The sequence below is a fragment of the Neisseria mucosa genome, from assembly GCA_003028315.1.
Classification (GTDB): Bacteria; Pseudomonadota; Gammaproteobacteria; order Burkholderiales; family Neisseriaceae; genus Neisseria; species Neisseria mucosa.
The window spans coordinates 1,597,098-1,622,158 of the sequence record CP028150.1; the positions used below are offsets into that span (position 1 = coordinate 1,597,098).

Annotated in this window: 23 protein-coding genes and 2 pseudogenes; 10 read left to right on the plus strand and 15 right to left on the minus strand. The window is 53.1% G+C overall.

Annotated elements, in window-relative coordinates; translation table 11 throughout:
* The first annotated feature begins 14 nt into the window (after positions 1-14).
* The gene (locus NM96_08015) at positions 15-629 is read left to right on the plus strand and encodes a hypothetical protein (GenBank protein ID AVR79283.1); all 615 of its coding nucleotides are present in this window, start codon (positions 15-17) and stop codon (positions 627-629) included.
* 81 nt (positions 630-710) lie between these two features.
* Here the strand turns inward: NM96_08015 and NM96_08020 are convergent, their stop codons facing one another.
* Positions 711-1,976, minus strand: a complete 1,266-nt coding sequence (locus NM96_08020; protein ID AVR79284.1) for a Glu/Leu/Phe/Val dehydrogenase — start codon at positions 1,974-1,976, stop codon at positions 711-713.
* Positions 1,977-1,988: 12 nt separating this feature from the next.
* Positions 1,989-2,258: pseudogene (locus NM96_08025) on the minus strand (hypothetical protein).
* A 113-nt stretch (positions 2,259-2,371) separates the two neighbouring features.
* On the opposite strand from NM96_08025, the gene NM96_08030 reads away from it, so the two are divergent.
* Positions 2,372-3,082, plus strand: coding sequence for a phosphoglycolate phosphatase (locus NM96_08030; protein ID AVR79285.1), 711 nt, complete (start codon positions 2,372-2,374; stop codon positions 3,080-3,082).
* 276 nt (positions 3,083-3,358) lie between these two features.
* Positions 3,359-3,826, plus strand: coding sequence for a recombination regulator RecX (locus NM96_08035; protein AVR79286.1), 468 nt, complete (start codon positions 3,359-3,361; stop codon positions 3,824-3,826).
* Between the two features lie 76 nt (positions 3,827-3,902).
* On the opposite strand, the gene NM96_08040 is transcribed toward NM96_08035, so the two are convergent.
* From NM96_08040 to NM96_08050, 3 genes are all read right to left on the minus strand, one after another.
* The gene (locus NM96_08040) at positions 3,903-4,397 is read right to left on the minus strand and encodes a DUF302 domain-containing protein (GenBank protein ID AVR79287.1); all 495 of its coding nucleotides are present in this window, start codon (positions 4,395-4,397) and stop codon (positions 3,903-3,905) included.
* 54 nt (positions 4,398-4,451) lie between these two features.
* Entirely contained in the window at positions 4,452-4,817 is a 366-nt protein-coding gene (locus tag NM96_08045; protein AVR79288.1) for a rhodanese-like domain-containing protein, read from the minus strand.
* Positions 4,818-4,943: 126 nt separating this feature from the next.
* On the minus strand, positions 4,944-5,279 hold the full coding sequence (locus NM96_08050) for a carboxymuconolactone decarboxylase family protein (GenBank protein AVR79289.1): 336 nt from the start codon (positions 5,277-5,279) through the stop codon (positions 4,944-4,946).
* Positions 5,280-5,408: 129 nt separating this feature from the next.
* On the opposite strand from NM96_08050, the gene NM96_08055 reads away from it, so the two are divergent.
* Positions 5,409-6,368 (plus strand): AraC family transcriptional regulator, encoded by a 960-nt coding sequence (locus tag NM96_08055; protein ID AVR79290.1) that lies wholly within the window; start codon positions 5,409-5,411, stop codon positions 6,366-6,368.
* Positions 6,369-6,650: 282 nt separating this feature from the next.
* On the opposite strand, the gene NM96_08060 is transcribed toward NM96_08055, so the two are convergent.
* The 10 genes and pseudogenes from NM96_08060 to NM96_08105 all read right to left on the minus strand — a co-directional run bounded on the left by NM96_08060 (position 6,651) and on the right by NM96_08105 (position 16,312).
* Positions 6,651-8,057, minus strand: coding sequence for a dihydrolipoyl dehydrogenase (locus NM96_08060; GenBank protein ID AVR79291.1), 1,407 nt, complete (start codon positions 8,055-8,057; stop codon positions 6,651-6,653).
* Positions 8,058-8,309: 252 nt separating this feature from the next.
* Positions 8,310-9,047, minus strand: coding sequence for a glutathione peroxidase (locus tag NM96_08065; GenBank protein AVR79292.1), 738 nt, complete (start codon positions 9,045-9,047; stop codon positions 8,310-8,312).
* Positions 9,048-9,235: 188 nt separating this feature from the next.
* The gene (locus NM96_08070) at positions 9,236-10,006 is read right to left on the minus strand and encodes a 1-acyl-sn-glycerol-3-phosphate acyltransferase (protein AVR79293.1); all 771 of its coding nucleotides are present in this window, start codon (positions 10,004-10,006) and stop codon (positions 9,236-9,238) included.
* A gap of 98 nt (positions 10,007-10,104) precedes the next feature.
* Positions 10,105-10,932 carry a bifunctional DNA-formamidopyrimidine glycosylase/DNA-(apurinic or apyrimidinic site) lyase gene (locus NM96_08075; GenBank protein ID AVR79294.1) on the minus strand — a complete coding sequence of 276 codons (828 nt, stop codon included), beginning with the start codon at positions 10,930-10,932 and terminating at the stop codon, positions 10,105-10,107.
* A 352-nt stretch (positions 10,933-11,284) separates the two neighbouring features.
* Positions 11,285-11,953, minus strand: coding sequence for a methyltransferase domain-containing protein (locus NM96_08080; GenBank protein AVR79295.1), 669 nt, complete (start codon positions 11,951-11,953; stop codon positions 11,285-11,287).
* Between the two features lie 163 nt (positions 11,954-12,116).
* Complete coding sequence (gene trpB, locus NM96_08085) at positions 12,117-13,319, minus strand: tryptophan synthase subunit beta (protein AVR79296.1); 1,203 nt, start codon at positions 13,317-13,319, stop codon at positions 12,117-12,119.
* Between the two features lie 226 nt (positions 13,320-13,545).
* Entirely contained in the window at positions 13,546-13,845 is a 300-nt protein-coding gene (locus tag NM96_08090) for a hypothetical protein (GenBank protein ID AVR79297.1), read from the minus strand.
* 14 nt (positions 13,846-13,859) lie between these two features.
* Positions 13,860-14,174, minus strand: a complete 315-nt coding sequence (locus tag NM96_08095; protein AVR79298.1) for a hypothetical protein — start codon at positions 14,172-14,174, stop codon at positions 13,860-13,862.
* A 170-nt stretch (positions 14,175-14,344) separates the two neighbouring features.
* Positions 14,345-14,752, minus strand: a pseudogene (locus NM96_08100) (transposase).
* A 36-nt stretch (positions 14,753-14,788) separates the two neighbouring features.
* Positions 14,789-16,312, minus strand: a complete 1,524-nt coding sequence (locus NM96_08105) for a fumarate hydratase (protein ID AVR79299.1) — start codon at positions 16,310-16,312, stop codon at positions 14,789-14,791.
* An 825-nt stretch (positions 16,313-17,137) separates the two neighbouring features.
* On the opposite strand from NM96_08105, the gene NM96_08110 reads away from it, so the two are divergent.
* The 6 genes from NM96_08110 (at position 17,138) to NM96_08135 (ending at position 24,997) form a co-directional block, all read left to right on the plus strand.
* Positions 17,138-17,776 (plus strand): ferredoxin, encoded by a 639-nt coding sequence (locus tag NM96_08110; protein AVR79300.1) that lies wholly within the window; start codon positions 17,138-17,140, stop codon positions 17,774-17,776.
* The gene (locus NM96_08115) at positions 17,776-19,404 is read left to right on the plus strand and encodes an FAD-binding protein (protein ID AVR79301.1); all 1,629 of its coding nucleotides are present in this window, start codon (positions 17,776-17,778) and stop codon (positions 19,402-19,404) included. Before NM96_08110 ends, NM96_08115 begins: the two co-directional genes overlap by 1 nt.
* The gene (locus tag NM96_08120) at positions 19,401-20,654 is read left to right on the plus strand and encodes an NADH-quinone oxidoreductase subunit F (protein AVR79302.1); all 1,254 of its coding nucleotides are present in this window, start codon (positions 19,401-19,403) and stop codon (positions 20,652-20,654) included. The genes NM96_08115 and NM96_08120 overlap by 4 nt, the downstream gene beginning before the upstream one ends.
* A 518-nt stretch (positions 20,655-21,172) precedes the next feature.
* On the plus strand, positions 21,173-22,624 hold the full coding sequence (locus NM96_08125; protein AVR79303.1) for a C4-dicarboxylate ABC transporter: 1,452 nt from the start codon (positions 21,173-21,175) through the stop codon (positions 22,622-22,624).
* Between the two features lie 99 nt (positions 22,625-22,723).
* Positions 22,724-24,136: a Trk system potassium transporter TrkA gene (locus NM96_08130; protein ID AVR80299.1), complete on the plus strand. Its 1,413-nt coding sequence runs from the start codon at positions 22,724-22,726 to the stop codon at positions 24,134-24,136.
* Positions 24,137-24,274: 138 nt separating this feature from the next.
* On the plus strand, positions 24,275-24,997 hold the full coding sequence (locus tag NM96_08135; GenBank protein AVR79304.1) for a DUF541 domain-containing protein: 723 nt from the start codon (positions 24,275-24,277) through the stop codon (positions 24,995-24,997).
* The last annotated feature ends 64 nt before the right edge of the window (positions 24,998-25,061 follow it).

Genomic DNA, 25,061 nt, shown 5'->3' on the forward strand with positions numbered 1-25,061 from the left:
TCCAAACAAACATTATGAAAACATACGCCTTCCCCTTTTTATCCGCAGTATTCCTTCTTGCAGGCTGCACTGCTTTTTCAGACGACGGCACACCCTCCGTCCACAAAGGCAACGACAGCATCCTCTCTTTCGGAAAGCTTGGCTCTGCTACGGAAGATGCGCCTGCAGGCGGCTGGGTCATGCTCGGTGATCAATACACCTATGTGTTAGACAAAGGGTCGTCTGAAAAGCTATCTCCCGTCTTTAAGGCCAAACTGAAACATCCCTACGAAATCAAGTTTGCCTATTCTGTGAAGAATATCAAAAAGGCAGGGGTTACCGTTTGGCAGGAGGATCGCAGATTCAGCACACTGCTTTGCCTGTCTTACCCCCATGCCGATAAAGATGAAGAAAAAACACTGGAAAAATTGGCGTTCACCTCCAGTAAAGGGGAAAAAACGCCATTCAGGTGCATCAACCTCGACGGCAAAATCTATCAACCCGCCCCGGCTGCCGGTTCGGGTTTGCCGCTGCACGTCAATCTCGACATCCACACCCGTTCTTCCGACAAAAACCTGACCATCGACGTACCTCCCCTATCCGCAAACATACGTCCCGCAATGCCACCCGTCCGCCCGCTCCATTTTTAAGCACTATCCGCCGCACAAACCAAAAGGTCGTCTGAAAATTTTTCAGGCGACCTTTTCTCAAGCTAACGCTTCAAAATTTGATCAGTACCAACCGCGCAGCTTCATCGCTTTTTCAACGCGGCGGATACTCATCATGTAAGACGCGGTACGCAGGTCCACATCATACTCTTGCGCCAGATTCCAAATATCGCGGAACGCGCGGCGCAGGACGACGGTTTCTTTTTCCTGAACTTCGTCAAATTCCCAGTAATAGCCTTGCAGGTTTTGCACCCATTCAAAATAGGAAACGACCACGCCGCCGCAGTTCGCCAGAATATCGGGCACGACCAATACGCCGTTTTGACGCAGGATGGCATCGGCTTCAGGTGTAGTCGGGCCGTTTGCGCCTTCGACTACGATTTTGGCGCGTACTTTGCCCGCGTTTTCGGAAGTCAGTTGGTTTTCCAGCGCGCAAGGGGCGAGTACGTCCACATCCAATGCCAAGAGTTCGGCGTTGCTGATTTCTTTGCCGTAACCCGCTTCGTTGGTAATGAAGCCTTTTTCTTGGAACTCTTTGAAGAGGGCTTCCATATCCAAGCCGTTTTCGTTGTAGATGGCGACGTCAACGGTGGAAACGGCAACGACTTTCGCGCCGGATTGATGCGCGTAATAGCCTGTGTGATAGCCCACATTGCCGAAGCCCTGAATGGCGTAGGTCGCGCCTTTCACGTCTTTGCCGAGTTTTTCCAAAGCTTGGACGGCGGCGAAGTTCACGCCGTAACCTGTCGCTTCGGTACGCGCCAAAGAGCCGCCGAATTCGACCGGTTTACCTGTGAACACGCCCGGCGCAGATTTTTTAACGACGTTTTCGTAGGCATCGACCATCCACGACATGATTTTGCCGTTGGTGTTCACGTCAGGTGCAGGAATATCGATTTTCTCGCCGATGAGCGGGGAAATGGCTTCGGAATAAGCGCGTGCAATGCGTTCCAACTCTGCTTCGGAATAATCGCGCGGATCCAAAGTAATGCCTCCTTTGCCGCCGCCGTAAGGAATGCCCGCAACGCAGCATTTGATGGTCATCCAAATCGACAAGGCTTTGACTTCGTCCAAATTCACATTGGGATGGAAACGCACGCCGCCTTTGTAGGGGCCGACGGCGTTGTTGTGTTGCGAACGGTAGCCGGTGAAGGTTTTGACCGTACCGTTGTCGAGTTTGACGGGGAAGGTAACTTCCAAAACGCGTTGCGGGCTTTTCAGGATTTCATACACCGCAGGGTCGGCATTGAGCCGGTCGCAGGCGGTTTTGACCTGTTTGCGGGCGATTTCGAAAGGATTAAGGGTTTCTTTTGCGGCGGATTGGGACATTTCTCTTCCTTCTTATGTCGGGTTGAAGTTTAAAGGCTTTACATTTGTAACTATAACCAATTTCCAAATGAAATGTAATAGCATGTAGTCGCAAAAACGAGAGTTAGTTAATTTATATATGGTTTTATTTTTCAGACGACAAAAGGGTACATTCAAACTGCTTCTCCCATCCCTTTACAAAACATCCCCGTTTTCCGAACACACCCCAAAAACCTTTGTTTTTAAAAAAAGTCGTCTGAAAATTGAATCAGCCTGCCTTTCAAAGTCAAAGCTTCTGAAAATCAATGAAATGCCATTTCAAGCTCCAACTATATTGTTAACAATCCATCTGAAAACTACCTGTCGGGAAACAATGTTAAAATACGCGTCCCTGTCATTCATGAGCAAAACACATTATGACCGCCGCCATCGAACACGTCCAAGCCGCCGCCTTTGATTTGGACGGCACATTATGCGATTCCGTCCCCGACCTTGCCGCCGCAGCCGAAGCCATGCGCGAATATCTCGGTATGGAGCCGCTGCCCGCCAAAACAGTAGAAAGCTACGTCGGCGACGGCATCGGCAAACTCGTCCACCGCGTCATCACCAACGACCGCGACCAAGAAGCCGCGCCCGATTTATGGGAAAAAGGTTTCGTGTTCTACATGAAATACTACCGCGACCACTTGAGCGACTTCACCCGTCCCTACCCCGAAACCGAAGCCGGGCTGGCATTGCTCAAATCGCTGGGCATCCCGCTGGTGGTCATCACCAACAAAAACGAAATCCTCGCCGCCGAACTCTTGAAACAGCTCGGACTCGCCGACTACTTCAGCCTGATTCTCGGCGGCGACAGCCTGCCCGAAAAGAAACCCAGCCCACTGCCGCTGCAACACGCCGCCGAAGTCTTGGGCATCGATCCCGCCAACATGATCATGGTCGGCGACTCCCGCAACGACATCATCGCTGCCAAAGCCGCAGGCTGCCTCAGCGTCGGCGTTACCTTTGGCTACGGCGACATGACCCTGCTCTCGCAAGACAAAGCGACCCAACCCGACTGGATTATCGGCTCACTGCCTGAAATTTATGAAAACCTGCGACCGAAAAAAGCAGAAGACGACGAGTAATCAGTATCCTTGTTTTCAGACGACCTTTATTCCGGCTTCAAAAGGTCGTCTGAAAATAAAGCAGTGGAAATAAAAAGATTCGTCATTCCCGCGCAGGCGGGAATCTAGACTTTAATTTTTCAGAATTGTTTAAAAGTTGTGTTGATTTCAAATCACTGGATTCCCGCCTGCGCGGGAATGACGAAATGCAAGTTTCTTATCTCCCACTATCTTGCAACCTGCAAGTCAGATTCAAGAATCTGACCTACGAATCGACCTTTTTCAGACGACCTCTGCATGAAACCCCAAAAATCCCTGCACGCCCGCGCGATGGACATTCTTTCCCGACAGGAAATCAGCCGTGTCGGACTCAAGCGCAAGCTCGCTCCGTATGCCGAAAGCGAAGAAGAATTGGAAAACGTGTTGGACGAATTTGCCGAACGCAACTGGCAATCCGACCAACGCTACGCCGAAGCCTACATCCACAGCAAAAGCAGCCAACACGGTTCCCTGCGTCTGAAACAGGCATTGGCGCAGCAAGGCATAGCCGAAACCCTCAGCCGCGAATTCATGCCCGACAAAGCGAGCGAACTGCAAACCGCAGTCGCCGTGTTGCGCAAAAAATTCAAACAACCCGCCGCCGATTTGAAAGACAAACAGAAACAAGCGCGCTTCCTCGCCTATCGCGGATTCGACATGGACACCATCCACGCCGCGCTCAAAAGCAGCTGGGACGAAGAAATATTCGACGCTTCTGAAGAATGATAAGCCTATTAACAATAAAGGTCGTCTGAAACCTTTTTTTCGGTTTCAGACGACCTTTCGATTATTTGGTTTATCCCTATTCCGTTACCGTTTTACGGATCAATTTTTCCGCGTTGGCGAGTGTGTTTTCCACTTCGGCAAACTCGATTTTGCTGCCCGACACCAGCGCGCGCGTGTCGTTGAATACGACTTGGACTGCGCCGTCGGTTTCGGTAACGAGGACGCGCAACGGCAGTTGCAGGGCGAAGGCGGGGTCTTTTTGCATCAGCGGCGTGCCGGCTTTGGGCGTGCCGAAGACGATGACTTTCGCGGGCTGCATGTCCAAACCGCTTTGACGCGCGGCGGCTTGGTGGTCGATGACGGCGAACACGGTCATGCCTTTTTCTTTGACGGCGGTTTCCAAACGGCGGACGGTATCGTCAAAACTGTATTTGCTGACGGCGGTATGGGTTTGATTCATGGCGGAACTTTGTCGGGAATCGGGTTGTCGGGCGGCATCGCCGCCGTGTGAAGCGCAGGCGGTCAGGGCGGCGAGGATGGCGGCTGCGGCGAAGGTGCGTATCGGTTTCATATTTTTCCTTGGATAAAAGGTCGTCTGAAACGTTTCAAACGACCTTGTTGCTGGTTATTTCAAACCTTTTTTCACCAAGTCTTCGTAACCGCCGTGGTTGGTTACGTTGGTGTAGCCTGCTTTTTTCAACTCGGTAAGCGCGGCTTCGGCACGGCGGCCGCTGCGGCAATAGAGGTTGACGGGTGCGTTTTTGTCGGGGCTGACGCTTTTGATGCGTTCGACGATTTGGTCGTGTGGAATGTTGACCGCGCCTTGCAGGTGGCCGGATTTGAATTCTTCTTCGGAACGTACGTCAATCCATACGCCTTTTGCTTTGGCAGGTTGCGCGCCGGCGACTTTGGCGGCGGGCGCGGCATAGGATACGGCGGCAGGCAGGACGAGTGCGGCGGCAGTCAGCGCGGCAGTCAGCAATTTTTTCATGGTCGTTTCTCCAAACGGTTGAACAAAAATATCAATCTAAACGGTTCGGCGGCAAAAAGCAATGTTCCGTCAACAGAAGGGTCGTCTGAAACGGGAGTTGTTTTCAGACGACCCTTTGAGACAAAATCAACGCTGCGCGTCAACCGCTTCCAAAGCACGCAGGGCATAAGTGTAGGCTGCGCCTGCGTTCAAGGAAATGGCGGTCGCCAGCGCACCGGCGATTTCGCTTTCAGTCGCGCCCGCTTTGGCGGCTGCAGCGGCGTGTACGCTGATGCAGCTTTCGCAACGGGTGGTGATAGCGACGGCGAGGGCAATCAGTTCGCGGGTTTTCGCATCCAATGCTTCGGCTGCGGCGGCTTGTTCCAGCGCGCCGTAGGCTTGCAGCATTTTAGGGTGGTTTTTACCCAGCTCGCCGAATGATTTTTTAACGTGTGCGGTGTGTTCGGGCCAATTTTGAAACATTTTGATTTCCTTTCTAATGTGTTTGCAAATGAAGGATGTTGCACTTTTTTACATCCGATGAATGGCATTATTGCAATAATTTGACTATTATAATCGTCAAATCATCTCATTCACTTGCAAAAAACACTTATGGACACTTTGGACAAACTCATCGAACTGGCGCAAATCACCGGCAGTGTGGACATACAGTGCCTGTTCCGCGACAAATGGTATGCCCCACACGAACGCAGGCGTGCGCACGGTATCGCACACCTCGTCGTCGCAGGAGAAAGCTACATCAAAATCGAAGGCGAACCCGAAGCGCGTCTCTTGCAAACCGGCGACCTTATCTTTTTCCCGCGTAGCGCGGAACACATCATCAGCAGCGAAGCAGACTGCAACAACTGCGGCGATACCATTCATATCAGCAACGATGGCGCGTTTACCATCGAATCTTCAGGCAGCGGCGGCGAAAAAAGCCTCGATTTGTTCTGCGCCCGCTTCGAATACGACGAACACGCCGACATCATGCACGACCTGCCCGAAACCGTCCTCATCAAGATGGACCATCCCTCGCTACAATGCCTTATCTCCATGTTGCAATACGAAAGCGCGCACACGCTTTCCGGCTCGCGCGCCATCGTCAATGCCCTCTCCTCCGTCCTCCTCGTCCTCATCGTCCGCGCCCATCTCGAACAAGGCGGAGAAGCGCCTTTGGGCGGCATACTCAACGGCCTGCGCGACAAACGCCTGCGCCAGCTCATCCAAACCGTCGTCAGCCGCCCCGAAGACGAATGGAACATCGAAAAAATGACCGCGCTTGCCAACCTCTCCCGCGCCCAACTCATGCGCCTGTTCAAACAGCAAACCGGCATCAGCCCCCACGCCTTCGTCAACCTCATCCGCCTGCGCCAAGCCGCCGTACTGCTGCGGCAAACCGCCGATTCCGTCTTATCCGTCGCCTTGAACGTCGGTTTCCAATCCGAAACCCACTTTGGCAAAGCGTTTAAAAAACAATACGGGATTTCGCCGGGGCAGTATCGGAAAAATGAAACGGCAGATGATGCTACCATGGCATTTGAACCCGAAAGGTCATCTGAAAACGGCTAAGTCAAAAGCGTCATAACCCTTTGATTTATCGTTCAGCCATTGGAATACTGCGGAAAAGCCATAGGTCAGATTCTTGAATCCGACATCTCCATCTGCAAAAACGCGTAAAGAAAACAGAAGCATCAAATATTCGTCGGATACAGGTATCCGAACTACATATTACACAGCAATGACGCCACAACTGATTTTATTTCGCAACGCAAAAACAAAAAGGTCGTCTGAAAACCTTAAATCAGGTTTTCAGACGACCTTTCATTCTAGCAGACCGATTAGGTCAGCCCATCAAGCCTGTTTCAACTTCGCATCGGCATCGCGCAACGCGGTGCGCAGACCTTCCTCGATAACGGGATGGTAGAACGGCATGTCCAGCATTTGCGGAACGGTCATCTTCATTTGATGCGCCCATGCCAACAGGTGCGCCAAATGTTCGGCGGCCGGGCCTAAGATTTCCGCGCCGATGAAGCGGCCGGTGGCTTTTTCGGCATACAGGCGCATATGGCCTTTGTTTACCAGCATCACGCGGCTGCGGCCTTGGTTTTTGAACGATACTTCGCCGATGACAAATTCGTCGGGTTGGTATTGCGCGGCAACCTGCGCGTATTTCAGACCGACAAAGCCGATTTGCGGATTGGTGAACACCACGCCGATGGTGCTGCGGCGCAACCCCCCGCCGATATTCGGGTAGCGGCCCGCGTTGTCGCCGGCAATCTTGCCTTGGTCGGCAGCTTCGTGCAGCAGGGGCAGTTGGTTGGACGCATCGCCCGCGATGAAGATATGCGGAATGCTGGTCTGCATGGTCAGCGGATCGGCAACAGGTACGCCGCGCGCGTCTTTTTCGATATTGATGTTTTCCAAACCGATATTATCAACGTTCGGACGGCGGCCTACGGCTGCCAGCATATATTCGGCAACAAATACGCCTTTTTCGCCGTCTTGCTCCCAATGAACTTCTACATTGCCATCCGCATCGAGTTTAACCTCGGTTTTAGCATCCAAATGTAATCTCAATTCTTCACCGAACACGGCTTTCGCCTCGTCTGAAACGACGGGGTCGGAAATGCCGCCGATGATGCCGCCCAAACCGAAAATTTCAACTTTCACGCCCAAACGGTGCAATGCCTGCCCCAGTTCCAAACCGATAACGCCCGGTCCGAACACGGCAACGCTCTTAGGCAGCGTATCCCATGAGAAAACGTCGTCGTTGATAATCAAACGGTCGCCCAAAGACTGCCACTGCGGCAGGATAACGGGACGCGAGCCGGTAGCAATCACAAAGCTTTTTGCCGTGATTTGGGTATGGTCGTCGATTTGGACGGTATTCTCATTGATAAATTTAGCCGAACCCATAATGCGCTTGTCAGCAGGCCATTCTTCCACATCGGCAACGACAAAGCCAACAAAACGGTCGCGTTCTGATTTGACGCGCTGCATGACTTCTTCGCCGTTGACGACGATGCTGTCTTTATCCAAATGCACGCCGAACGGGTCAGTATGCAATGCGTGATGGCGCGCTTCTGCGGCGGCAATCAAGAGTTTGGAAGGCATACAGCCCACGCGCGCGCAGGTCGTGCCGAATACGTTGTTTTCAATCAGGTAAACATTATCCGAATGTAAACGGGCATTGCGAAACGCGCCCATGCCGGCAGTACCGCCGCCGATTACGACGACATCTGCTTGAATTTTTTTCATAATCTTTGTCCTTTTTTGTTGAGCGTCCGAAGCAGTATCAGCGTGAAGCGTATCAGGTTTTCAGACGACCTTTTAATAAACTATCGATAATATAAAATCAATAGCTATTTTTAAAATCTCGATTTAAAACAATAATCTCAAATTCTACTTGTAAATATAGAGCTATTCAGAACGACCGTGTAGCGTATCGTCTGAATAACTCTATTTTTTCTGTTCAGACGGCTTTGTTTAAACCGTCTCAAGCATCAGCAATTAGTTTTTAGCCAAGTAAGCTTCCAAATCTTCGCTGCCGCCGATGTATTTGCCGCCGATGAAGACTTGAGGAGCAGTCATCTTGCCGGTGATGGCGCGAACGGAAGTAACAGTTGCATCTTTGCCCAATACGATTTCTTCGTAAGACAGACCTTTGTCTTGCAGAGCTTTTTTAGCTTTAGCGCAGAATTGGCAGCCGGGTTTGGTGAAGATGGCAACAGACTCTTGAGCTTTCCAGTCAGGAGCGATGAATTTCAACATAGTGTCAGCGTCAGACACTTTGAAAGGATCGCCCGGCTCTTCAGGCTCGATGAACATTTTTTCAACCACGCCGTCGTTAACCAGCATGGAGTAACGCCAAGAGCGTTTGCCGAAGCCCAAGTCTTCTTTGCCGACCAGCATGCCCATGCCTTCGGTGAATTCGCCGTTGCCATCAGGAATCATGTAGATGTTGTCAGCTTCTTCTTCAGCAGCCCAAGCGTTCATCACGAAAGTATCGTTTACAGATACGCAGTAGATTGCGTCAACGCCGTTTTCTTTGAACGCGCCGAACAATTCGTTGTAGCGTGGCAGGTGGGAAGAAGAACAAGTCGGAGTAAATGCGCCGGGCAGAGAGAATACGACTACTTTTTTGCCTTTGAACAAATCATCGGTGGAAACATCTTTCCAAGTGTCGCCCACGCGGGTACGGAATACGACGGAAGGTACTTTTTGACCGGTACGATCTTGCAAAGCCATTTTGGATCTCCTTGAAATTTTAGGTTTAGGGAATGATACGAGTGAATGTGTGCATTCTAGCGCAGGGAGTTTGATTTGTATAATTTATAGTTCAAATAATATTAATTACCTGAAACTATGAAACCCAACCTGCGAATGTTTCATTTAAATAGAGGTCGTCTGAAAGAAAACAAGCCCCTGGCCTGGAATTATTTTTCGGAATCGTGTGCATCGGACAATACGACTTCACGGATGCTGCTTTCTACTTTGTCTTTCAACATAAAGCGGTCTTCGTCTTTGCCGGGGCGAATCGGGGCGGCAAAATCAATACGGATGCGCAGTTTTTTCATGGAAACGATGCGCCAAAGTGAGCGCACCAAATCAACTTGTGCATAAGACGGCACAGTCGTCCTTTTACCGGCATCATCATAATAGCGCAGCGTAACCGCCTGAACAGGCGCGTCGGCATCAATGGCGGATTGGAAGAGCGCGGCTTTGAACGGCAAAATATCCAAGCCCAAAGAAGTCCGCGCTTCGGGGAAAAAGCTGACATTCTGCCCGGCTTTCAACGCGGCGCAAATGGCTTGGTTAATCGGCTCGACATCGCGTCGGGAATTTCGATTGATAAACACCGTGCCTGCGTTTTGCCCCATTTTGCCCAAGACCGGCCAGTCTTTGATTTCCTGCTTGGCGATAAAGCTGCTCGGATACACCGCACTCATGGCGAAAATATCCAGCCAAGACACATGGTTTGCCGCCACCAAAACACCCTTCACATTATCAGCAGGCGGCATGCCGATTTCCAATTCGATATCCAAGGCTTCCAGCGCGCCTTTGCCTAAAGTGATGACCGCATGATCGCGTTCGGCAGGATTGCCGGCATCGATACGGCGCAAATGCCTTCCGGTTCGGAACAGCCATCCCGTCAGGCGGAACAACCTGCCTAAACGGGTAAAAAACGGTGCTTTTTGTGAGTGCATAACTGTTTTTCTTTTCGTCTTATGTGTATCAAATCATATCAATAAAATTTTCAGACGACCCAGATGACAAAGAGGTCGTCTGAAAACAGGTTCATACATTATTTTTGGCAGTTCGGACAATAAAACGTCCCGCGCTGCCCCAAAACTTCCTTCTGCACCAAACCGCCGCAACGGACGCAGGGTTCGTTGTGCCTGCCGTACACCGTATATTCCTGCTGAAAATAGCCGCTTTTGCCGTCGCTGTTGACGAAGTCGCGCAACGTGCTGCCGCCGGTTTCAATCGCGCGCTGCAACACTGCCTTGACCGTCTCTACCAACACAACGCATTCTTTTTTCTTAACCTTGTCCGCAGGACGGGTCGGCGATATGCCTGATTTAAATAGGCTTTCGTTCGCATAAATATTGCCTACACCGACCACGACGGCATTGTCCATCAGAGCCAATTTGACCGCACGTTTTTGCGTTTTGAGCTTTTGATACAGATAATCGGCGGAGAAGTCGTCTGAAAGCGGCTCGGGGCCCAGTTTTTCAAGGAGCGGATGATGTTCCGCAATGCCTTCATACCACAAAATCGCGCCGAACTTACGCGGGTCGTGATAGCGCAACACCGTTCCGTCCGCAAACACAATGTCCGCATGGTCGTGTTTGTCGGGATGGTCAATCCGCGCATCGCCGTCCGTAAAAATCCGCAGACTGCCCGACATGCCTAGATGAATCAACAAGATACCCGTTGCAAAACCGATAACCAAATATTTCGCCCGCCGACGACAGCTCAACACCTCCTGCCCCGCCAAAAGCTCCGCCAACTGCGGATTGACCTGCCAGCGCAGCTTGGTTTGGCGCAACACGACATCCGCCACCTTTTTACCTTGAATATGCGGGCTGATACCGCGCAACGTCGTTTCCACCTCAGGCAATTCCGGCATTTTTCTTTATCCTCAAGCTAATACAATCAACATCGCCTTTTTCAGACGACCTAAGATTCTACCGATGCCAAAGCGGCCTGACAATTTGCAACCAATCGGCTTTACAGGAAGCAAGCAGCAAATCCAAGGCAAAATGACAAATATAGAAGAGGCTATTTTTATGGAGTCAAACCTCTCGTTTTCAAATATAGTGGATTAATTTTAAACCAGTACGGCGTTGCCTCGCCTTGCCGTACTATTTGTACTGTCTGCGGCTTCGTCGCCTTGTCCTGATTTAAATTTAATCCACTATATTCCGCCTCAAAACGTCGTCTGAAAACCAGTCATTCCGGTTTTACCAACGCCGCATTTCTCAATCCGAAATCCGCGCCGCGCCCAAAGCCACCGTCTGCGTTCCCAATATTTTTTCAAACTCCGGCAAGGGCGTTACCCCCGCCATACGCTTGACCAAAACCAAACCGTACACCGCCGCGCACTGCGGCCACCACCTGTCCCCCGCCTTCTCCATAAAACGCCAAAACCGCAGCCCCTTTTGCGAATTCACAGCAGGCAGGTACACCATAAACTTTCCGAATTCCACTTCAAAATCCAAATCCGCCAGCCGCTGTTTCAAAGCCGGCAAAGTCAGGCAATGCTCCTTTTTAGGCAAGCGCGTTCCATCAAACCACCTGCTGAAAAACCACAAAGATTTCGGATTAAACCCCGTCAAAACCAACCGCCCTTCAGGTTTCAACACCCTGGACGCTTCATGCAGCACTTGCGTCAGCGCGGCAGTTTCATGACTGTGCGGCATCAGCAGCACATCAATAGAATGACTCTCCCAAGCCATAGCGTCCGCTGTCATCAATACATCACGGGGCACAGTAACCACGTTTTCAGACGATCTCAGCCATTCGCCGCCCTGTTGGACGACGGTTTGAACACCGCAAGGCGCAAACCGCTCCAAGTAATGCGCAAAAAACTGCTTTTCCCGCTCCGCCGTATAGCGGCCGATAATAGTCCGTTCAAACCATTCTTCCATCACCCTGCCCTTTCAAAATGCTGCAACCCGCATTATAACGGCATGATGCGGCAGACCAAACCGCCATAACTTTAATTTGTTATTGAAAAGGTAAAAGGTCGTCTGAAACTTATTTACCCAGTTTTCAGACGACCTCTTGTCTTTATCCGCTCAACGGAGATGCTTACAACTCAATCCCTTTCAGCTTCGCCACGGTATTGATGTCTTTATCGCCGCGGCCGGACAGGTTGACTAGAATCACTTGGTCTTTGCCCATTTTCGGCGCGTTGGCGACTGCCCATGCGAGGGCGTGGCTGGATTCGAGCGCGGGGATGATGCCTTCGAAGCGGCACAACAAATCAAAGGCTTCGAGTGCTTCGTCGTCTTTGGCGACGGTGTATTCGACGCGCTTGATGTCGTTCAGGTGGCTGTGTTCCGGGCCGATGCCGGGGTAATCCAAGCCTGCGGAAACGGAGTGTGTACCCAAGACTTGACCGTTTTCATCCTGCATCAGGTAGCTGCGGAAGCCGTGCAATACGCCGATGGGGGCTTTGCTGGTAATCGGCGCGGCGTGGTCGGGGGTGTCCACGCCCAAACCGCCGGCTTCCACGCCGACGAGGCGCACGTTTTCTTCGCCGATATACGGGTGGAACAGCCCGATGGCGTTCGAGCCGCCGCCGACGCAGGCAACGGCGACGTCGGGCTGTCTGCCGATGGCTTCCTGCATCTGAGTTTTGGCCTCGTTGCCGATGACGCATTGGAAATCGCGCACCATTTCGGGATACGGCGCGGGGCCGGCGGCGGTGCCGATGATGTAGAACGTGTCGTCCACGCGGGCGACCCATTCGCGCATGGCTTCGTTCATCGCGTCTTTCAGCGTGCGGCTGCCGCTGTCGACACTGACCACGTTCGCGCCCAATAATTTCATGCGGAACACGTTGGGCATTTGACGCTGGATGTCGTCCGCGCCCATGTACACGTCGCAAGTCATGCCGAAGCGGGCGGCAACAGTGGCGGAGGCCACGCCGTGCTGACCCGCGCCGGTTTCGGCGATGACGCGTTTTTTGCCCATACGGCGGGCAAGCAGTGCCTGACCGATGGTGTTGTTTACCTTGTGCGCGCCGGTGTGGTTCAAGTCTTCGCGCTTCAACCAGATTTGCGCGCCGCCCAAATGCTCGGACAATCGCGCGGCATGGTAAACGGGACTGGGGCGGCCGACGTAGTGTTTCAAATCGCGGTGGAACTCTTCCCAAAACGACGGGTCGTTTTTCGCTGCTTTATAGGCATCCGCCAGCTCTTGCAAGGCGGGAATCAGGGTTTCGGAGACATAAAGTCCGCCGTGTTCGCCGAAAAAGCCCTTCTCGTCGGGCGCTTGGTAGTTTTTCATCGGATTTCTTCCTTGTTTGTTTTTTCAGACGACCTCGGTTTAAGAAGGTCGTCTGAAAGGGAAATTGTCGGCAATTATAGCGGTTTTTTATGCTTTGTCGCAGAGTTTTGCAGGAATACGAATGCCGGTTTTACGCCATTGAAACCGCATTAGCCAAAAGGTCGTCTGAAAACCCTGTTTCAAGTTTGAACTGGCCCCCAAATCTTGGACACTCATAAAAGCCTATTCAGGCGCTCTGTGCAAGCTGGGTTCTGTATGCGACAGGACTCAGCTTTTTCAATTTCAAACTGCAACGCTCCCGGTTGTAGTAATCCATATAGTCATCTATCTGCTTCATCAATTCATCTACTGTCAATTCACCTGCGTCATAGAAACACTCCGTCTTCAACACCGCAAAGAAGCTTTCCATCGGCGCATAGTCCCAACAGTTCGCCTTTCGCGACATGCTTTGAACCATGGAATGCTCCGCAAGCAATTCCCTATACCCCGCCGTACGGTACAGCACACCTTGGTCCGAATGAAGCATCGTTCCTTTATCAGTCAGACGGGGGCGGCTTTTTCGAGCATTTCCTTCACCATTTCGCTGTCGGCTCTGCGGCTCATGGCGTAGGCGACGATCTCGCGGTTGAACAAGTCCAAGATTGGCGAGAGGTACAGTTTGCCGTCCTTCCCTTTGAGTTCGGTAACGTCGGTCAGCCATTTTTCATTGGGCTTTCGGGCTTTGAACCGGCGTTTGAGGAGGTGTTCCGATATCTCGCCCATGGCGGGATGGCGGTAGGCTTTTTTCGCCCGTATGAGGGCTTTCAGTTCCAACTGCTTCATCAGCCGCGCCGCTTTTTTGCGGTTCCAACCCAATGCGGCGGCAATGCGCCTTTGTCCGTAGCGTCCTTTATGCCGCCGGTAGGTTTCGACTAGGAGGGCTTTGTCGGCTGCGTCGGGGTCGGGTCGGTCTTGGTGATGGTAGTAAAAGCTGCTTTTGGGCAGGTTTGCGATGTGCAGCAGGTATTTGAGCGGGTGTTGCGCCCTCAGTGTTTGGACGGTTTGGCTTTGTCCTTTGCGGTCTGCTTTTGGCTGAGGGCTTTTAACTCCTTTAGGTAGGCAACCTCTGCACGCATATAGCACAACTCTTCAATAAGCTCTGCCTGCGTTTTTTCTTGGTCGGGTTTATCTGCGATGAAGGGGTTTTTGCGGTGTTGTGTCATGGTTTTGGATTGGGGATGTTCGAGTGCGCCGATACCGCCTTCTTGATAGGCGCGTATCCATCGTCGCAGGTGGGTTCGGGAAATGCCGTAGTGGTCTGCGGTACGCTGTTGGCTGCGTATATGCAGGTAGTGGAGTACGGCTTGGTATTTGAAGTGTAATGTATATTTGCTCATAAAAAAACTGCACCTTGTGAGTTGGAGGGGATGTCCAACTTTTGGGGTGCAGTTCAGTTTTCAGACGACCTTTTTCAACCTGGCATCAAGGCATTAGGACTCGACGGGGATGATGCCGATTTTTGCCTGCCATTTGCGCGGAGCGGTGGCATGGATGGATTCGCCTTTGCTGTCCACGGCGACGGTTACGGGCATGTCTTTGACATCAAACTCGTAAACTGCCTCCATGCCCAATTCGGGGAACGCCAAGACTTTGGAGGATTTGATGGCTTTTGCCACGAGGTATGCCGCACCGCCGACTGCCATGAGATACACGGCTTTGTTGTCGGCGATGGCTTCGCAGGTGGCTGCACCGCGCTCGGATTTGCCGATCATGCCCAAGAGGCCGGTTTGTTCGAGCATTTGGCGGGTGAATTTGTCCATGCGGGTGGCGGTGGTCGGGCCTGCCGGACCGACTACTTCGTCGCCGACCGGATCGACGGGGCCGACGTAGTAAATCAGGCGGTTGGTGAAATCGACGGGCAACTCTTCGCCTTTGTCGAGCATATCGACGAGGCGTTTATGCGCGGCATCGCGGCCGGTGAGGATTTTACCGTTCAGCAGCAATACGTCGCCGGTTTTCCAGCTGGCAACTTCTTCTTTGGTCAGCTTATCGACATCGATGCGTTTGCCGTTGTCGGGGCTGTAAGTCAAATCGGGCCAGTCTTCAACGCGCGGCGGGGTCAGTTCGACCGGGCCTGAGCCGTCCAATTCGAACTCGACGTGGCGGGTGGCGGCGCAGTTGGGAATCATGGCAATCGGTTTGGAAGCGGCATGGGTCGGGTAATCGAGGATTTTGACGTCCAACACGGTGGTCAGCCCGCCCAAACCTTGTGCGCCGATGCCCAACGCGTTGACTTTTTCAAAGAGTTCGAGGCGTAGGGCTTCGGTGGTGGACAATTCCGCACCTGACGCGGCTTTTTCCTGCAACTCTTGAATGTCGATGTGGCTCATCAGGGATTCTTTCGCCATCAACACGGCTTTTTCGGGCGTACCGCCGATACCGATGCCCAAAATGCCGGGAGGACACCAGCCCGCGCCCATGGTCGGGATGGTTTTCAATACCCAATCGACGATGTTGTCGGAAGGATTGAGCATGGCGAGCTTGGATTTGTTTTCAGAGCCGCCGCCTTTTGCCGCGCAGGTTACTTCGACTTTGTCGCCCGGTACGATGCTCATGTGGATGACGGCGGGGGTGTTGTCTTTGGTGTTTTGTCGTTTGCCGGCAGGGTCGGCGAGGACGGACGCGCGCAAGGTGTTGCCTTCCCAAGTGTAGGCGCGGCGTACGCCTTCGTTAACCATCTCTTCCACGCTCATGTCCGCATCCCATTGGACGTTCATACCGACTTTGAGGAAGACGGTTGCGATACCGGTGTCTTGACAGATGGGGCGGTTGTTTTCGGCACACATGCGGCTGTTGACCAAAATCTGCGTCATCGCGTCTTTGGCAGCGGGATTTTCTTCCTTCTGCCACGCCTTATAAAGCGCGTCGATGTAGTCTTTCGGATGGTAATAGCTGATGAATTGGAAGGCATCGCAGATACTTTGGATAAAGTCTTCTTGCTTGATGACGGTCATGATTGTGTTCCTTTTCATATGGTAGGGAGGGTTTGTTAGCTTTTTTATAGAGGCCGTTTTTCAGACGGCCTTAATCAGTGTAATAGTGCTGTCAATCGATATGAGGCGACAATATGATTTTTATAATTTATTGATTTTCATAAAACTTAATAACCTATCATTTCACTCGGATGATGATAACGGATATTGTCGGCAATATTTATCCGATAGAAATAAAACTACAATTAATCTGTCCACTAAAATTCCAAAGGGTCGTCTGAAAAGGCTGGATTCACCGCCGCAATGAACCTTACTAATAACATGAATTTAAAAAGAAACAATTATTTTTCAGACGACCTGTCTTTCTTTTTTCAACCATACACAAATGTAAAAGCCGTGTCATTCTACCCACGATGATTTTTGACGGAAGTCAAACTTAGCCATTTTTCTGAAATTTTATAACACAATTTGCATTTGCTTACACTTCGCAGATTTATTCAATAAATACATAGATATATACTTTTATATCAAACACTTAATAATGATATTTACTCGTATTTCAAAACGGTTTTTAGCAGTTATTCCTTTATCGTAAGTTTATTTTATCTTACAAAATAACAAGATGGCACAAAGGTCGTCTGAAAACCGCTGTTTTTTGTTCACAATCCGCCCCCACCCTGCCTTTACGACTCCGCCATCATCAAAAAACCCAAATTCTGATACACTAATAAAAGACATTCAGACGTTGATTTATAAGACGTTTCCTGAAAAATATCTGCATTTTAAAAATTTGTAATAAAAATACACACATCCGATTTCCCCTATCCCATTCCACAGGACACTACCATGAGTGAAAACTTGTTAACCCTGACCATAGACGGCCACGAGGTCAAAGCATCCGCCGACTCGTCAATCATTCAGGCCTATGCCCGTGCCGGCAGCGCGATTACCGCCAACGTCGGCTGCATGGGGCAAGGCGTGTGCGGTTCCTGCCGCTGCATGATCCGCAAGGAAGGCGAGCGCGAGGTAACGACTGCGTTGGCGTGTGAAACCAAAGTCGAAGAAGGGATGCAGGTCAGCTTCTTGGACTACTTCATTCCCGAGCATATCCAATATTACGACGTGAGCGAGGTCGGCGACGGCTGGAACTGGCTGGACGACACCGCCAAAGCCTTCCCCGAAGCGCAACACTGCCGTCATTGCGGCGGCTGCAACCGCGCCTGCCCCAAAGGTTTGGAAGTGGAAAACGGCGTGGCGCAGGTGGTATCGGGCGATTTCGGCGCGGCTGCGCTGACCTTCGACCAATGCGTGATGTGCAACCTCTGCACCCTTTCCTGCCCCGAACACATCCGTCCGAACCACTTAGGCCTGTTCGCCCGCCGCATGAAAGCGGCGCGCACGCTGCGTCCGGTGGATTTGATGCGCCGCCTGCGCGAAATCGACAGCGGCAAAATGAAAGTCGAATTTGAAGAGGAGGCAATGTGATGGCGAACAAAATCCAAGGCATAGACTACGAAACCGCCCTTGCCAACCTGCGCGCTTCCTCATTGGAACTGCGCGGCGACTTGCCGGAAAAAAACGAATTGTTGAGTCAGTTCCACCCCGACTATCAGGCCAATGCGCGCGTCAAACTGCCCATCGGTCCGAACACGGGCGATTACTGCCATCCTGATTTGGCGAAACTGCTGATCAGTCATCCGCTGATTGACGACTATGATTTGTCGGGCGCGGAACACTTGAACACCGACGTATTGGTGATCGGCGGCGGCGGTGCGGGCGCAGCAGCGGCATTGTCTGCGACCGAAGCAGGCGCGCGCGTGATTATGGCGAACAAGCTGCGTATCGGCGACAGCAATACCGTGATGGCCGAAGGCGGCATTCAGGCGGCGGTCGGCGCGGAAGACAGCTTGCAGCAGCACTTTGACGACACCATCAAAGGCGGCCACAACGCAGGCAAAAAAGAATTGGTGGCGCAAATGGTTACCGACGCGCCGTCCGCCATCCGCTGGCTGATTGGCTTGGGCATGACTTTCGACCTTGCCAAAGGCGCGGACAGCAACGGCATGTTGAGCCGCAAACGTGCAGGCGGTACGACCGTGCCGCGCATCCTGAGCTACCGCGACTTTACCGGCCTTGAAATGATGCGCGTACTGCGCGAGGCGGTCGAACTCGACGAAAACATCACCCAGCTCAACCGCCACCCCGCCATCGAATTATTGTCGGACGAACACGGCCGCTGCGTCGGCGCGATTTTGTACGATTTGGAAAAACGCTCCTTGGTATTGGTTCACGCCAAAGCCGTGGTATTGGCAACCGGCGGCAGCGGTCGGCTGCATTTGCAGGGTTTCGCCACTTCCAACCACTACGGCGCAACCGCCGACGGTTTGGTGATGGCATACCGCATCGGCGCGAAACTGCGCGACATCGATTCCTTCCAATACCATCCGACCGGCGTCGCCCATCCGCCGCACTTGGCAGGCGCACTGATTTCCGAAGCCGTGCGTTCCGCAGGCACCAAACTGGTCAACGGTTTGGGCGAGCGTTTCGTTGACGAATTGCAGCCGCGCGACGTCGTTGCCGCCGCCATTTTGCGCGAGTGCCGCGAAGGCCGCGGCGTGGTGCGCGACGGACAGGTCGGCGTTTTCCTCGATACGCCGCGCCTGATTGAAAACGATCCTGATGTGTTGAACCGTTTGGTTACGCTCGGCCACGTCGCCCATAAATGCGGCATCGACCCCGCCGTCGAACCCGTGATGATTCATCCGACCCTGCACTACCAAAACGGCGGCGTCGAAATCAACGGCGACGGCGCGACCTGCGTCGAAGGCCTCTATTGCGCCGGTGAAGTGACCGGCGGCATCCACGGCCGCAACCGCCTGATGGGCAACGCGCTTTTGGACATCATCAGCTTCGGCCGCCGCGCGGGTAAAGCCGCCGCCGGTTGCGGCCTACCGCTGAAAAAAGTGCGCGGCGGTGTCGGACACGTCCACGATCTGCAACGCGAAATGACCCGCGCCGGACTGACCAGCGACATCAAAGCCCCCGTTTTATATCCCGACTACGGCAAATTCGATTTGCGCGAACACGCCGGTTTGCAGGAGCAACAATCATGAACCAAGCCAATCAAAACTTACTGCACCCGTCCCGCCAAGTCGGCGCGGATTTGGCAGCGTGGCGCAAAGTCGGCGGCGGCGAAGGCCTGCTGGCAGCACTTGCCGATCCTCAAAGCATCGTTTCCAAGCTGCAAGACGCCAACCTTTGCGGCATGGGCGGCGCGGGTTTCCCGACCTGGCGCAAATGGGAGGCTGCCGTTGCCGCACAAAGCAAACATGGCGACAAATACGTCGTCTGTAACGCCAACGAAGACGAACCGGGTACGTTCAAAGACCGCGTGTTGCTGGCAAAAACACCGCACCAAGTCATCGAAGGCGTCCTAATCGCCGCCGTCGCCTGCCGCGCCAACAAAGCGATTATGTATGTCAACCCGCACCAGACCGAATCTGTCGCCGCCATCGTGCCCGCCATCGAGCAATGGAAAAAAAGCGATTTGTTCATCCGCATCGAAAACTATCTGGGCAAACCTTTAGACCTGAAATTGGTCGAAACTTCAGGCCGCTACATCGGCGGCGAAGAAACCGCCGTGATTTCATGGTTGGAAGGCGGTTTTCCGTTCCCGCGCCGCAAGCCGCCGTTCCCTGCCGAAAGCGGCGTAGAGGGCGAACCGACCCTTATCAACAACACCGAAACCTTCGCCAACATCCCGCAAATCCTTGCCAAAGGCGCGGAATGGTACAAATCGCTGGGTTTGGGCGATGCCGCAGGCACGAAACTCTACTCGCTTTCCGGCGACGTATTGAATCCGGGCCTATACGAACTGCCGATGGGTACGACCCTGCAATCGCTGATTTTCGACCACGGCGGCGGTATGCTCGAAGGACGCACGTTTAAAGCCGTCTTTACCGGCGGCCCGTCAAACACGCTTCTGACTGCGAAAGATTTGGACGTGCCTTTGGACTTCGTGTCCGTGCGCGAACGTAAATCCAGCCTCGGTACGGGCGCGATGATTGTGATTTCCGAAGGCACCAGTGTCGTGCGCAAAGTGGCCGAGTATGTGGAATTTTTTGCGTCCAACTCGTGCGGACAATGCCCGCCATGCAAAGGCGGCACGTTCCAACTTTCACGCCTGCTCAACCGCGTGGATACCGGCATCGGTACTTCAGACGACCTCCGCGCCCTGCAAAGCCTGTGCCAACTGCTGCCCCGAAGCGGCCGCTGCGGCCTGATTGACGGCGCGGTTACCGTGTTGCAAAGCTCACTGCGCACCTTCCCCGAAGAGTACGGCCTGCCGGCGGAGCAGGATTAATTCGATACGGGATTTCAGACGACCTTTTCTATTATGGGAGGTCGTCTGAAAAATACCTTTAGGTTGGGTTATGACCCAACATAATGATTAGGGTTTAAGTATTTGTTGGGTTTCACAACTGAACTGCTAAATCTGAGGTTTTACCCTCTCCCTAGCCCTCTCCCACGGGGAGAGGGGACGGATTACAGGAAATCTGATAACGGTTGATTTCAGCACCATTATTCCCTCTCCCGCAGGGAGAGGGGACAGATTGCAGAAAATTTGATAAAGGTTGATTTTCAGCGCCATTATCCCCTCTCCCCATGGGAGAGGGCTAGGGAGAGGGCAAAACCCAATAACCTAAAAAAACGTCGTCTGAAAAAGATGGCAACACAAAAATACGCATGACACAAACACTCAAAAGAAAAACATAAAAACAACTGCTGCCAAATACGTTTCAGACGACCTGTTCCCACCAAAATCAGGCACACGTCGTCTGAAATCCGATTTCCCCGATACCTCAAACTAGGAGACTCAACATGGGCTTCAAGCCAATTCCTGCTGCGGTTTCGCTCGCGCTGACGCTGATTATCTGGTTCGTCATACCCGTGCCGCAGGGCGTATCGCCCGACGCATGGCACCTTTTGGCGTTGTTCGTCGGCATCATCGCCGGCATCATCGGCAAAGCCATGCCCATCGGCGCAATGGCGATTTTGGGCATTACCTTGGTCGCGCTGACCGGCGTGACCAACGAAAAATCCGCCGACGCGACCAAAGACGCACTGAGCAGCCTCAACAACTCGTTAATCTGGATGATCGGTATCGCCATCATCATCTCGCGCGGTTTGTTGAAAACCGGCTTAGGGATGCGTATCGGCTACCTTCTGATTTCCCTTTTCGGCAAACGCACGCTGGGCGTAGGTTACAGCTTGGCTTTGGCCGACTTGGTCATCGGTCCGGTCACACCAAGCAACACCGCGCGTGGCGGTGCGATTGTGCATCCGATTATGCGTTCCATCGCCCTGAGTTTCGATTCCGACCCCGAAAAAGGCACAGAAGGCAAAATCGGTAAATACCTTGCACTGGTCAACTACCACGCCAACATCATCACCTGCTGCATCTTCGTTACCGCGACCGCACCCAACCCACTGGTCGTCGAATTGGTCGCCAAAGCCACCGATTCGCAAATCCACCTCTCTTGGGGCACATGGTTCGCCGCCATGGTCGTACCCGGCCTGATCGCCATGCTCCTGATGCCGCTGGTACTGTATTTCCTGTATCCGCCCGAAATCAAACAAACGCCTAACGCGACCGCCCTTGCCAAAGAAAAACTGAAAGAAATGGGCGCGATGAAGCGCGACGAAAAAATCATGCTCGGCATTTTCGTGATTCTGCTGCTTCTGTGGGCGGGCGTTCCCGAAATGCTGTTCGGCGTAAAAGTCGATGCCACTGCCACCACCTTCCTCGGCCTGAGCCTGTGCCTGCTCACCGGCGTGCTGACTTGGGACGACGCGCTGAAAGAAAAAGGCGCGTGGGACACCATCGTCTGGTTTGCCGCCTTGGTCATGATGGCGAACTTCCTCAACAAATTGGGGCTGATTGCATGGCTGTCCGAATCCATGCAGGGCGGCATCTCCCATCTCGGCTTGGGCTGGGAAGCCGGTTGCGCCCTTCTGGTACTCGCCTACCTCTACGCCCACTACGTTTTCGCCAGCGGCACGGCACACGTTACCGCCATGTTCGGCGCGTTCTACGGCGCAGGCCTCGCCTTGGGCGCACCGCCGATGCTGTTCGCCCTGATTATGGCGTCCGCCACCGGCATCATGATGTCGCTGACCCACTACGCTTCAGGTTCGTCCCCCGTCATCTACGGCTCGAACTATGTCAGCATGACCGAATGGTGGAAAGCCGGCTTCATCATGAGCGTGGTCGAAATCCTGATTTTCGGCACCATCGGCATCATCTGGTGGAAAGTGCTGGGCTACTGGTAAACCCTGCCTGAAATCAACAAAAGGTCGTCTGAAAATAGGTTTTCAGACGACCTTTTGTTATACAATCCCATCATCCTTACCCAAACACCCGCCCAAACCGTGAAAATCCTCATCCTCGGCAGCGGACAGGTCGGCTCGACCGTCGCGCAAAACCTCGCCTCCGTTTCCAGCAACGACGTTACCGTTATCGACATCGACGAAAAAGCCCTGCAACACATCGGCAGCCGCCTCGACGTCCAAACCATACTCGGCAACGGCGCATCCCCGTTTATCCTCGAACAGGCGGGCGCAGCAGATTCCGACCTCCTGCTCGCCCTGACCCGCAGCGACGAAACCAACATCGTCGCCTGCAAAATCGCCGCCGATCTCTTTAATATCCCCAGCCGCATCGCTCGCGTGCGTTCCAGCGAATATCTGGAATACCCCTACCCCGAAAACGACGATACGGAAAACGGCAGCCTTACCGTCTTCGACATCACCGAAACCATCAGTCCCGAACAGCTCGTTACCGAACAGCTCGTCGGACTGCTCAGCTACACCAGCGCATTGCAGGTATTGAGGTTTGCCGGCGACAAAGTCCGCATGGTCATCGTACAGGCGCGTAAAGGCGGGCTGCTCGTCAACCGCGAAATCGCCGACATCAACCAACACCTCCCCGAAGGCGCGGACTGCCAAATCTGCGCCATATACCGCAACAACCGCCTCATCGTCCCCACGCCGCAAACCGTCATCATCGAAGGCGACGAGGTACTTTTTGCCGCCGACATCAGCAGCGTCAACATCATCATGCGCGAACTGCGCCCCAAAGAAGCGCGCACCCGCCGCATCATGATTGCCGGCGGCGGCAACATCGGCTACCGCCTTGCCAAGCAGCTCGAATCCAAATACGACATCAAAATCGTCGAACATAACCCCCGCCGCGCCGAGTGGCTCGCCGAAAACCTCGACAACACCCTCGTCCTGCAAGGCAGCGCCACCGACGAAACGCTGCTGGACGAAGAATACATCGACGAAATCGACGTATTCTGCGCCCTGACCAACGACGACGAAAACAACATCATGTCCAGCCTGTTGGCGAAAAACCTCGGTGCAAAACGCGTCGTCACCATCGTCAACCGCTCCAGCTACGTCGATTTGCTCGAAGGCAACAAAATCGACATCGTCGTGTCGCCGCACCTCATCACCATCGGCTCCATCCTCGCCCATATCCGCCGAGGCGACATCGTTGCCGTCCACCCCCTCAGACGCGGCACCGCCGAAGCCATCGAAGTTGTCGTCCACGGCGACAAAAACACTTCCGCCATCGTCGGCAGGCGCATCAGCGGCATCAAATGGCCGGGCGACTGCTACATCGCCGCCATCGTCCGTGCCGAAACGGGCGAAGTCATCATGGGGCACCACACCGACACCATTGTCCAAGACGGCGACCACATCATCTTCTTCGTCTCCCGCCGCCGCGTCCTGCCCGAACTTGAAAAACTCATCCAAGTCAAAATGGGCTTTTTCGGCTGACACCGTCAAAGGTCGTCTGAAACCTGTTGCAGCAAAGTCAGAACCTTTTTCAACTTCATTGAAGCCGCGCTTTCAGACGACCTGACACAAATCATCCAATATCATCCGTTTCCACATCCGATACCCAAAGGAAAATCCATGTTACGCCCGATTCTTGCCGCCCTCGTGCTCGCAACCGCCCTGCCCGCCGCAGCCGAAACCGACACCCTTCATTACAACATCGTCGAATTTGCCGAATCTGCCAATCTCGAAATAACCCGCGACACCATGACCGCCTACTTCAGCATTGCTTCCGAAGGCAAAGACCGCGCTACGGTGAACAAAGCGTTTCAGAAAAAATTCAACGACTTCAACAAAGCCGTACAAAACAACAAACTCCAAACCGAAATCCTCAACCGCAGCGCCAGCCCGCGCTATGAATACAACAACGGCAAACGCATCCAAACAGGCTGGGAAGAAGAAGCCGTGTTCAAAGTCGAAAGCAAAGACTTTGACGCAATCAACCGCCTGATTGACGAAACGCTGCAAACTGCCACGCTCAACCGCATCGGCTTCAGCATATCCAAAGAAAAACGCGAAGCCGCCGTCGATCAAGTCAGCAAAGCCGCCATCCTGCGCTTCAAAGACCGCGCGCAAGACTTGGCGAAAACGCTCGGTTTTTCCAACTACAAAATCGTCAAACTCAATTTAGGCCACATCGGCAACCGTTCCATAGACAACGGTTTCGCCCGCGCCAAAATGATGAATGCCGAAGCTGCCATGTTCAAGCGTTCGGCAAGCGACGAAAACAACGCCATCCAAGCTCCCTCTCCCGGTTCAGAAGAAATCAGCATCACAGTCAACGGCTTGGTGCAGATGTAAAACGCTCTCCAAACAAAAACGTCGTCTGAAAACCCTTTTTCAAGTTTTCAGACGACGTTTTCTT

Excerpts from the sequence above, each read along its gene's own strand:
- NM96_08065 (AVR79292.1), bottom strand. The coding sequence starts at position 9,047 with ATGGCTTTGCAAGATCGTACCGGTCAAAAAGTACCTTCCGTCGTATTC.
- NM96_08105 (AVR79299.1), bottom strand. The coding sequence starts at position 16,312 with ATGACCGTCATCAAGCAAGAAGACTTTATCCAAAGTATCTGCGATGCC.
- NM96_08035 (AVR79286.1), top strand. The coding sequence starts at position 3,359 with ATGAAACCCCAAAAATCCCTGCACGCCCGCGCGATGGACATTCTTTCC.
- trpB (AVR79296.1), bottom strand. The coding sequence starts at position 13,319 with ATGAAAAACTACCAAGCGCCCGACGAGAAGGGCTTTTTCGGCGAACAC.
- NM96_08060 (AVR79291.1), bottom strand. The coding sequence starts at position 8,057 with ATGAAAAAAATTCAAGCAGATGTCGTCGTAATCGGCGGCGGTACTGCC.
- NM96_08015 (AVR79283.1), top strand. The coding sequence starts at position 15 with ATGAAAACATACGCCTTCCCCTTTTTATCCGCAGTATTCCTTCTTGCA.
- NM96_08040 (AVR79287.1), bottom strand. The coding sequence starts at position 4,397 with ATGAAACCGATACGCACCTTCGCCGCAGCCGCCATCCTCGCCGCCCTG.
- NM96_08045 (AVR79288.1), bottom strand. The coding sequence starts at position 4,817 with ATGAAAAAATTGCTGACTGCCGCGCTGACTGCCGCCGCACTCGTCCTG.
- NM96_08120 (AVR79302.1), top strand. The coding sequence starts at position 19,401 with ATGAACCAAGCCAATCAAAACTTACTGCACCCGTCCCGCCAAGTCGGC.
- NM96_08125 (AVR79303.1), top strand. The coding sequence starts at position 21,173 with ATGGGCTTCAAGCCAATTCCTGCTGCGGTTTCGCTCGCGCTGACGCTG.
- NM96_08115 (AVR79301.1), top strand. The coding sequence starts at position 17,776 with ATGGCGAACAAAATCCAAGGCATAGACTACGAAACCGCCCTTGCCAAC.
- NM96_08055 (AVR79290.1), top strand. The coding sequence starts at position 5,409 with ATGGACACTTTGGACAAACTCATCGAACTGGCGCAAATCACCGGCAGT.
- NM96_08080 (AVR79295.1), bottom strand. The coding sequence starts at position 11,953 with ATGGAAGAATGGTTTGAACGGACTATTATCGGCCGCTATACGGCGGAG.
- NM96_08135 (AVR79304.1), top strand. The coding sequence starts at position 24,275 with ATGTTACGCCCGATTCTTGCCGCCCTCGTGCTCGCAACCGCCCTGCCC.
- NM96_08030 (AVR79285.1), top strand. The coding sequence starts at position 2,372 with ATGACCGCCGCCATCGAACACGTCCAAGCCGCCGCCTTTGATTTGGAC.
- NM96_08070 (AVR79293.1), bottom strand. The coding sequence starts at position 10,006 with ATGCACTCACAAAAAGCACCGTTTTTTACCCGTTTAGGCAGGTTGTTC.
- NM96_08090 (AVR79297.1), bottom strand. The coding sequence starts at position 13,845 with ATGCTTCATTCGGACCAAGGTGTGCTGTACCGTACGGCGGGGTATAGG.
- NM96_08110 (AVR79300.1), top strand. The coding sequence starts at position 17,138 with ATGAGTGAAAACTTGTTAACCCTGACCATAGACGGCCACGAGGTCAAA.
- NM96_08075 (AVR79294.1), bottom strand. The coding sequence starts at position 10,932 with ATGCCGGAATTGCCTGAGGTGGAAACGACGTTGCGCGGTATCAGCCCG.
- NM96_08050 (AVR79289.1), bottom strand. The coding sequence starts at position 5,279 with ATGTTTCAAAATTGGCCCGAACACACCGCACACGTTAAAAAATCATTC.
- NM96_08020 (AVR79284.1), bottom strand. The coding sequence starts at position 1,976 with ATGTCCCAATCCGCCGCAAAAGAAACCCTTAATCCTTTCGAAATCGCC.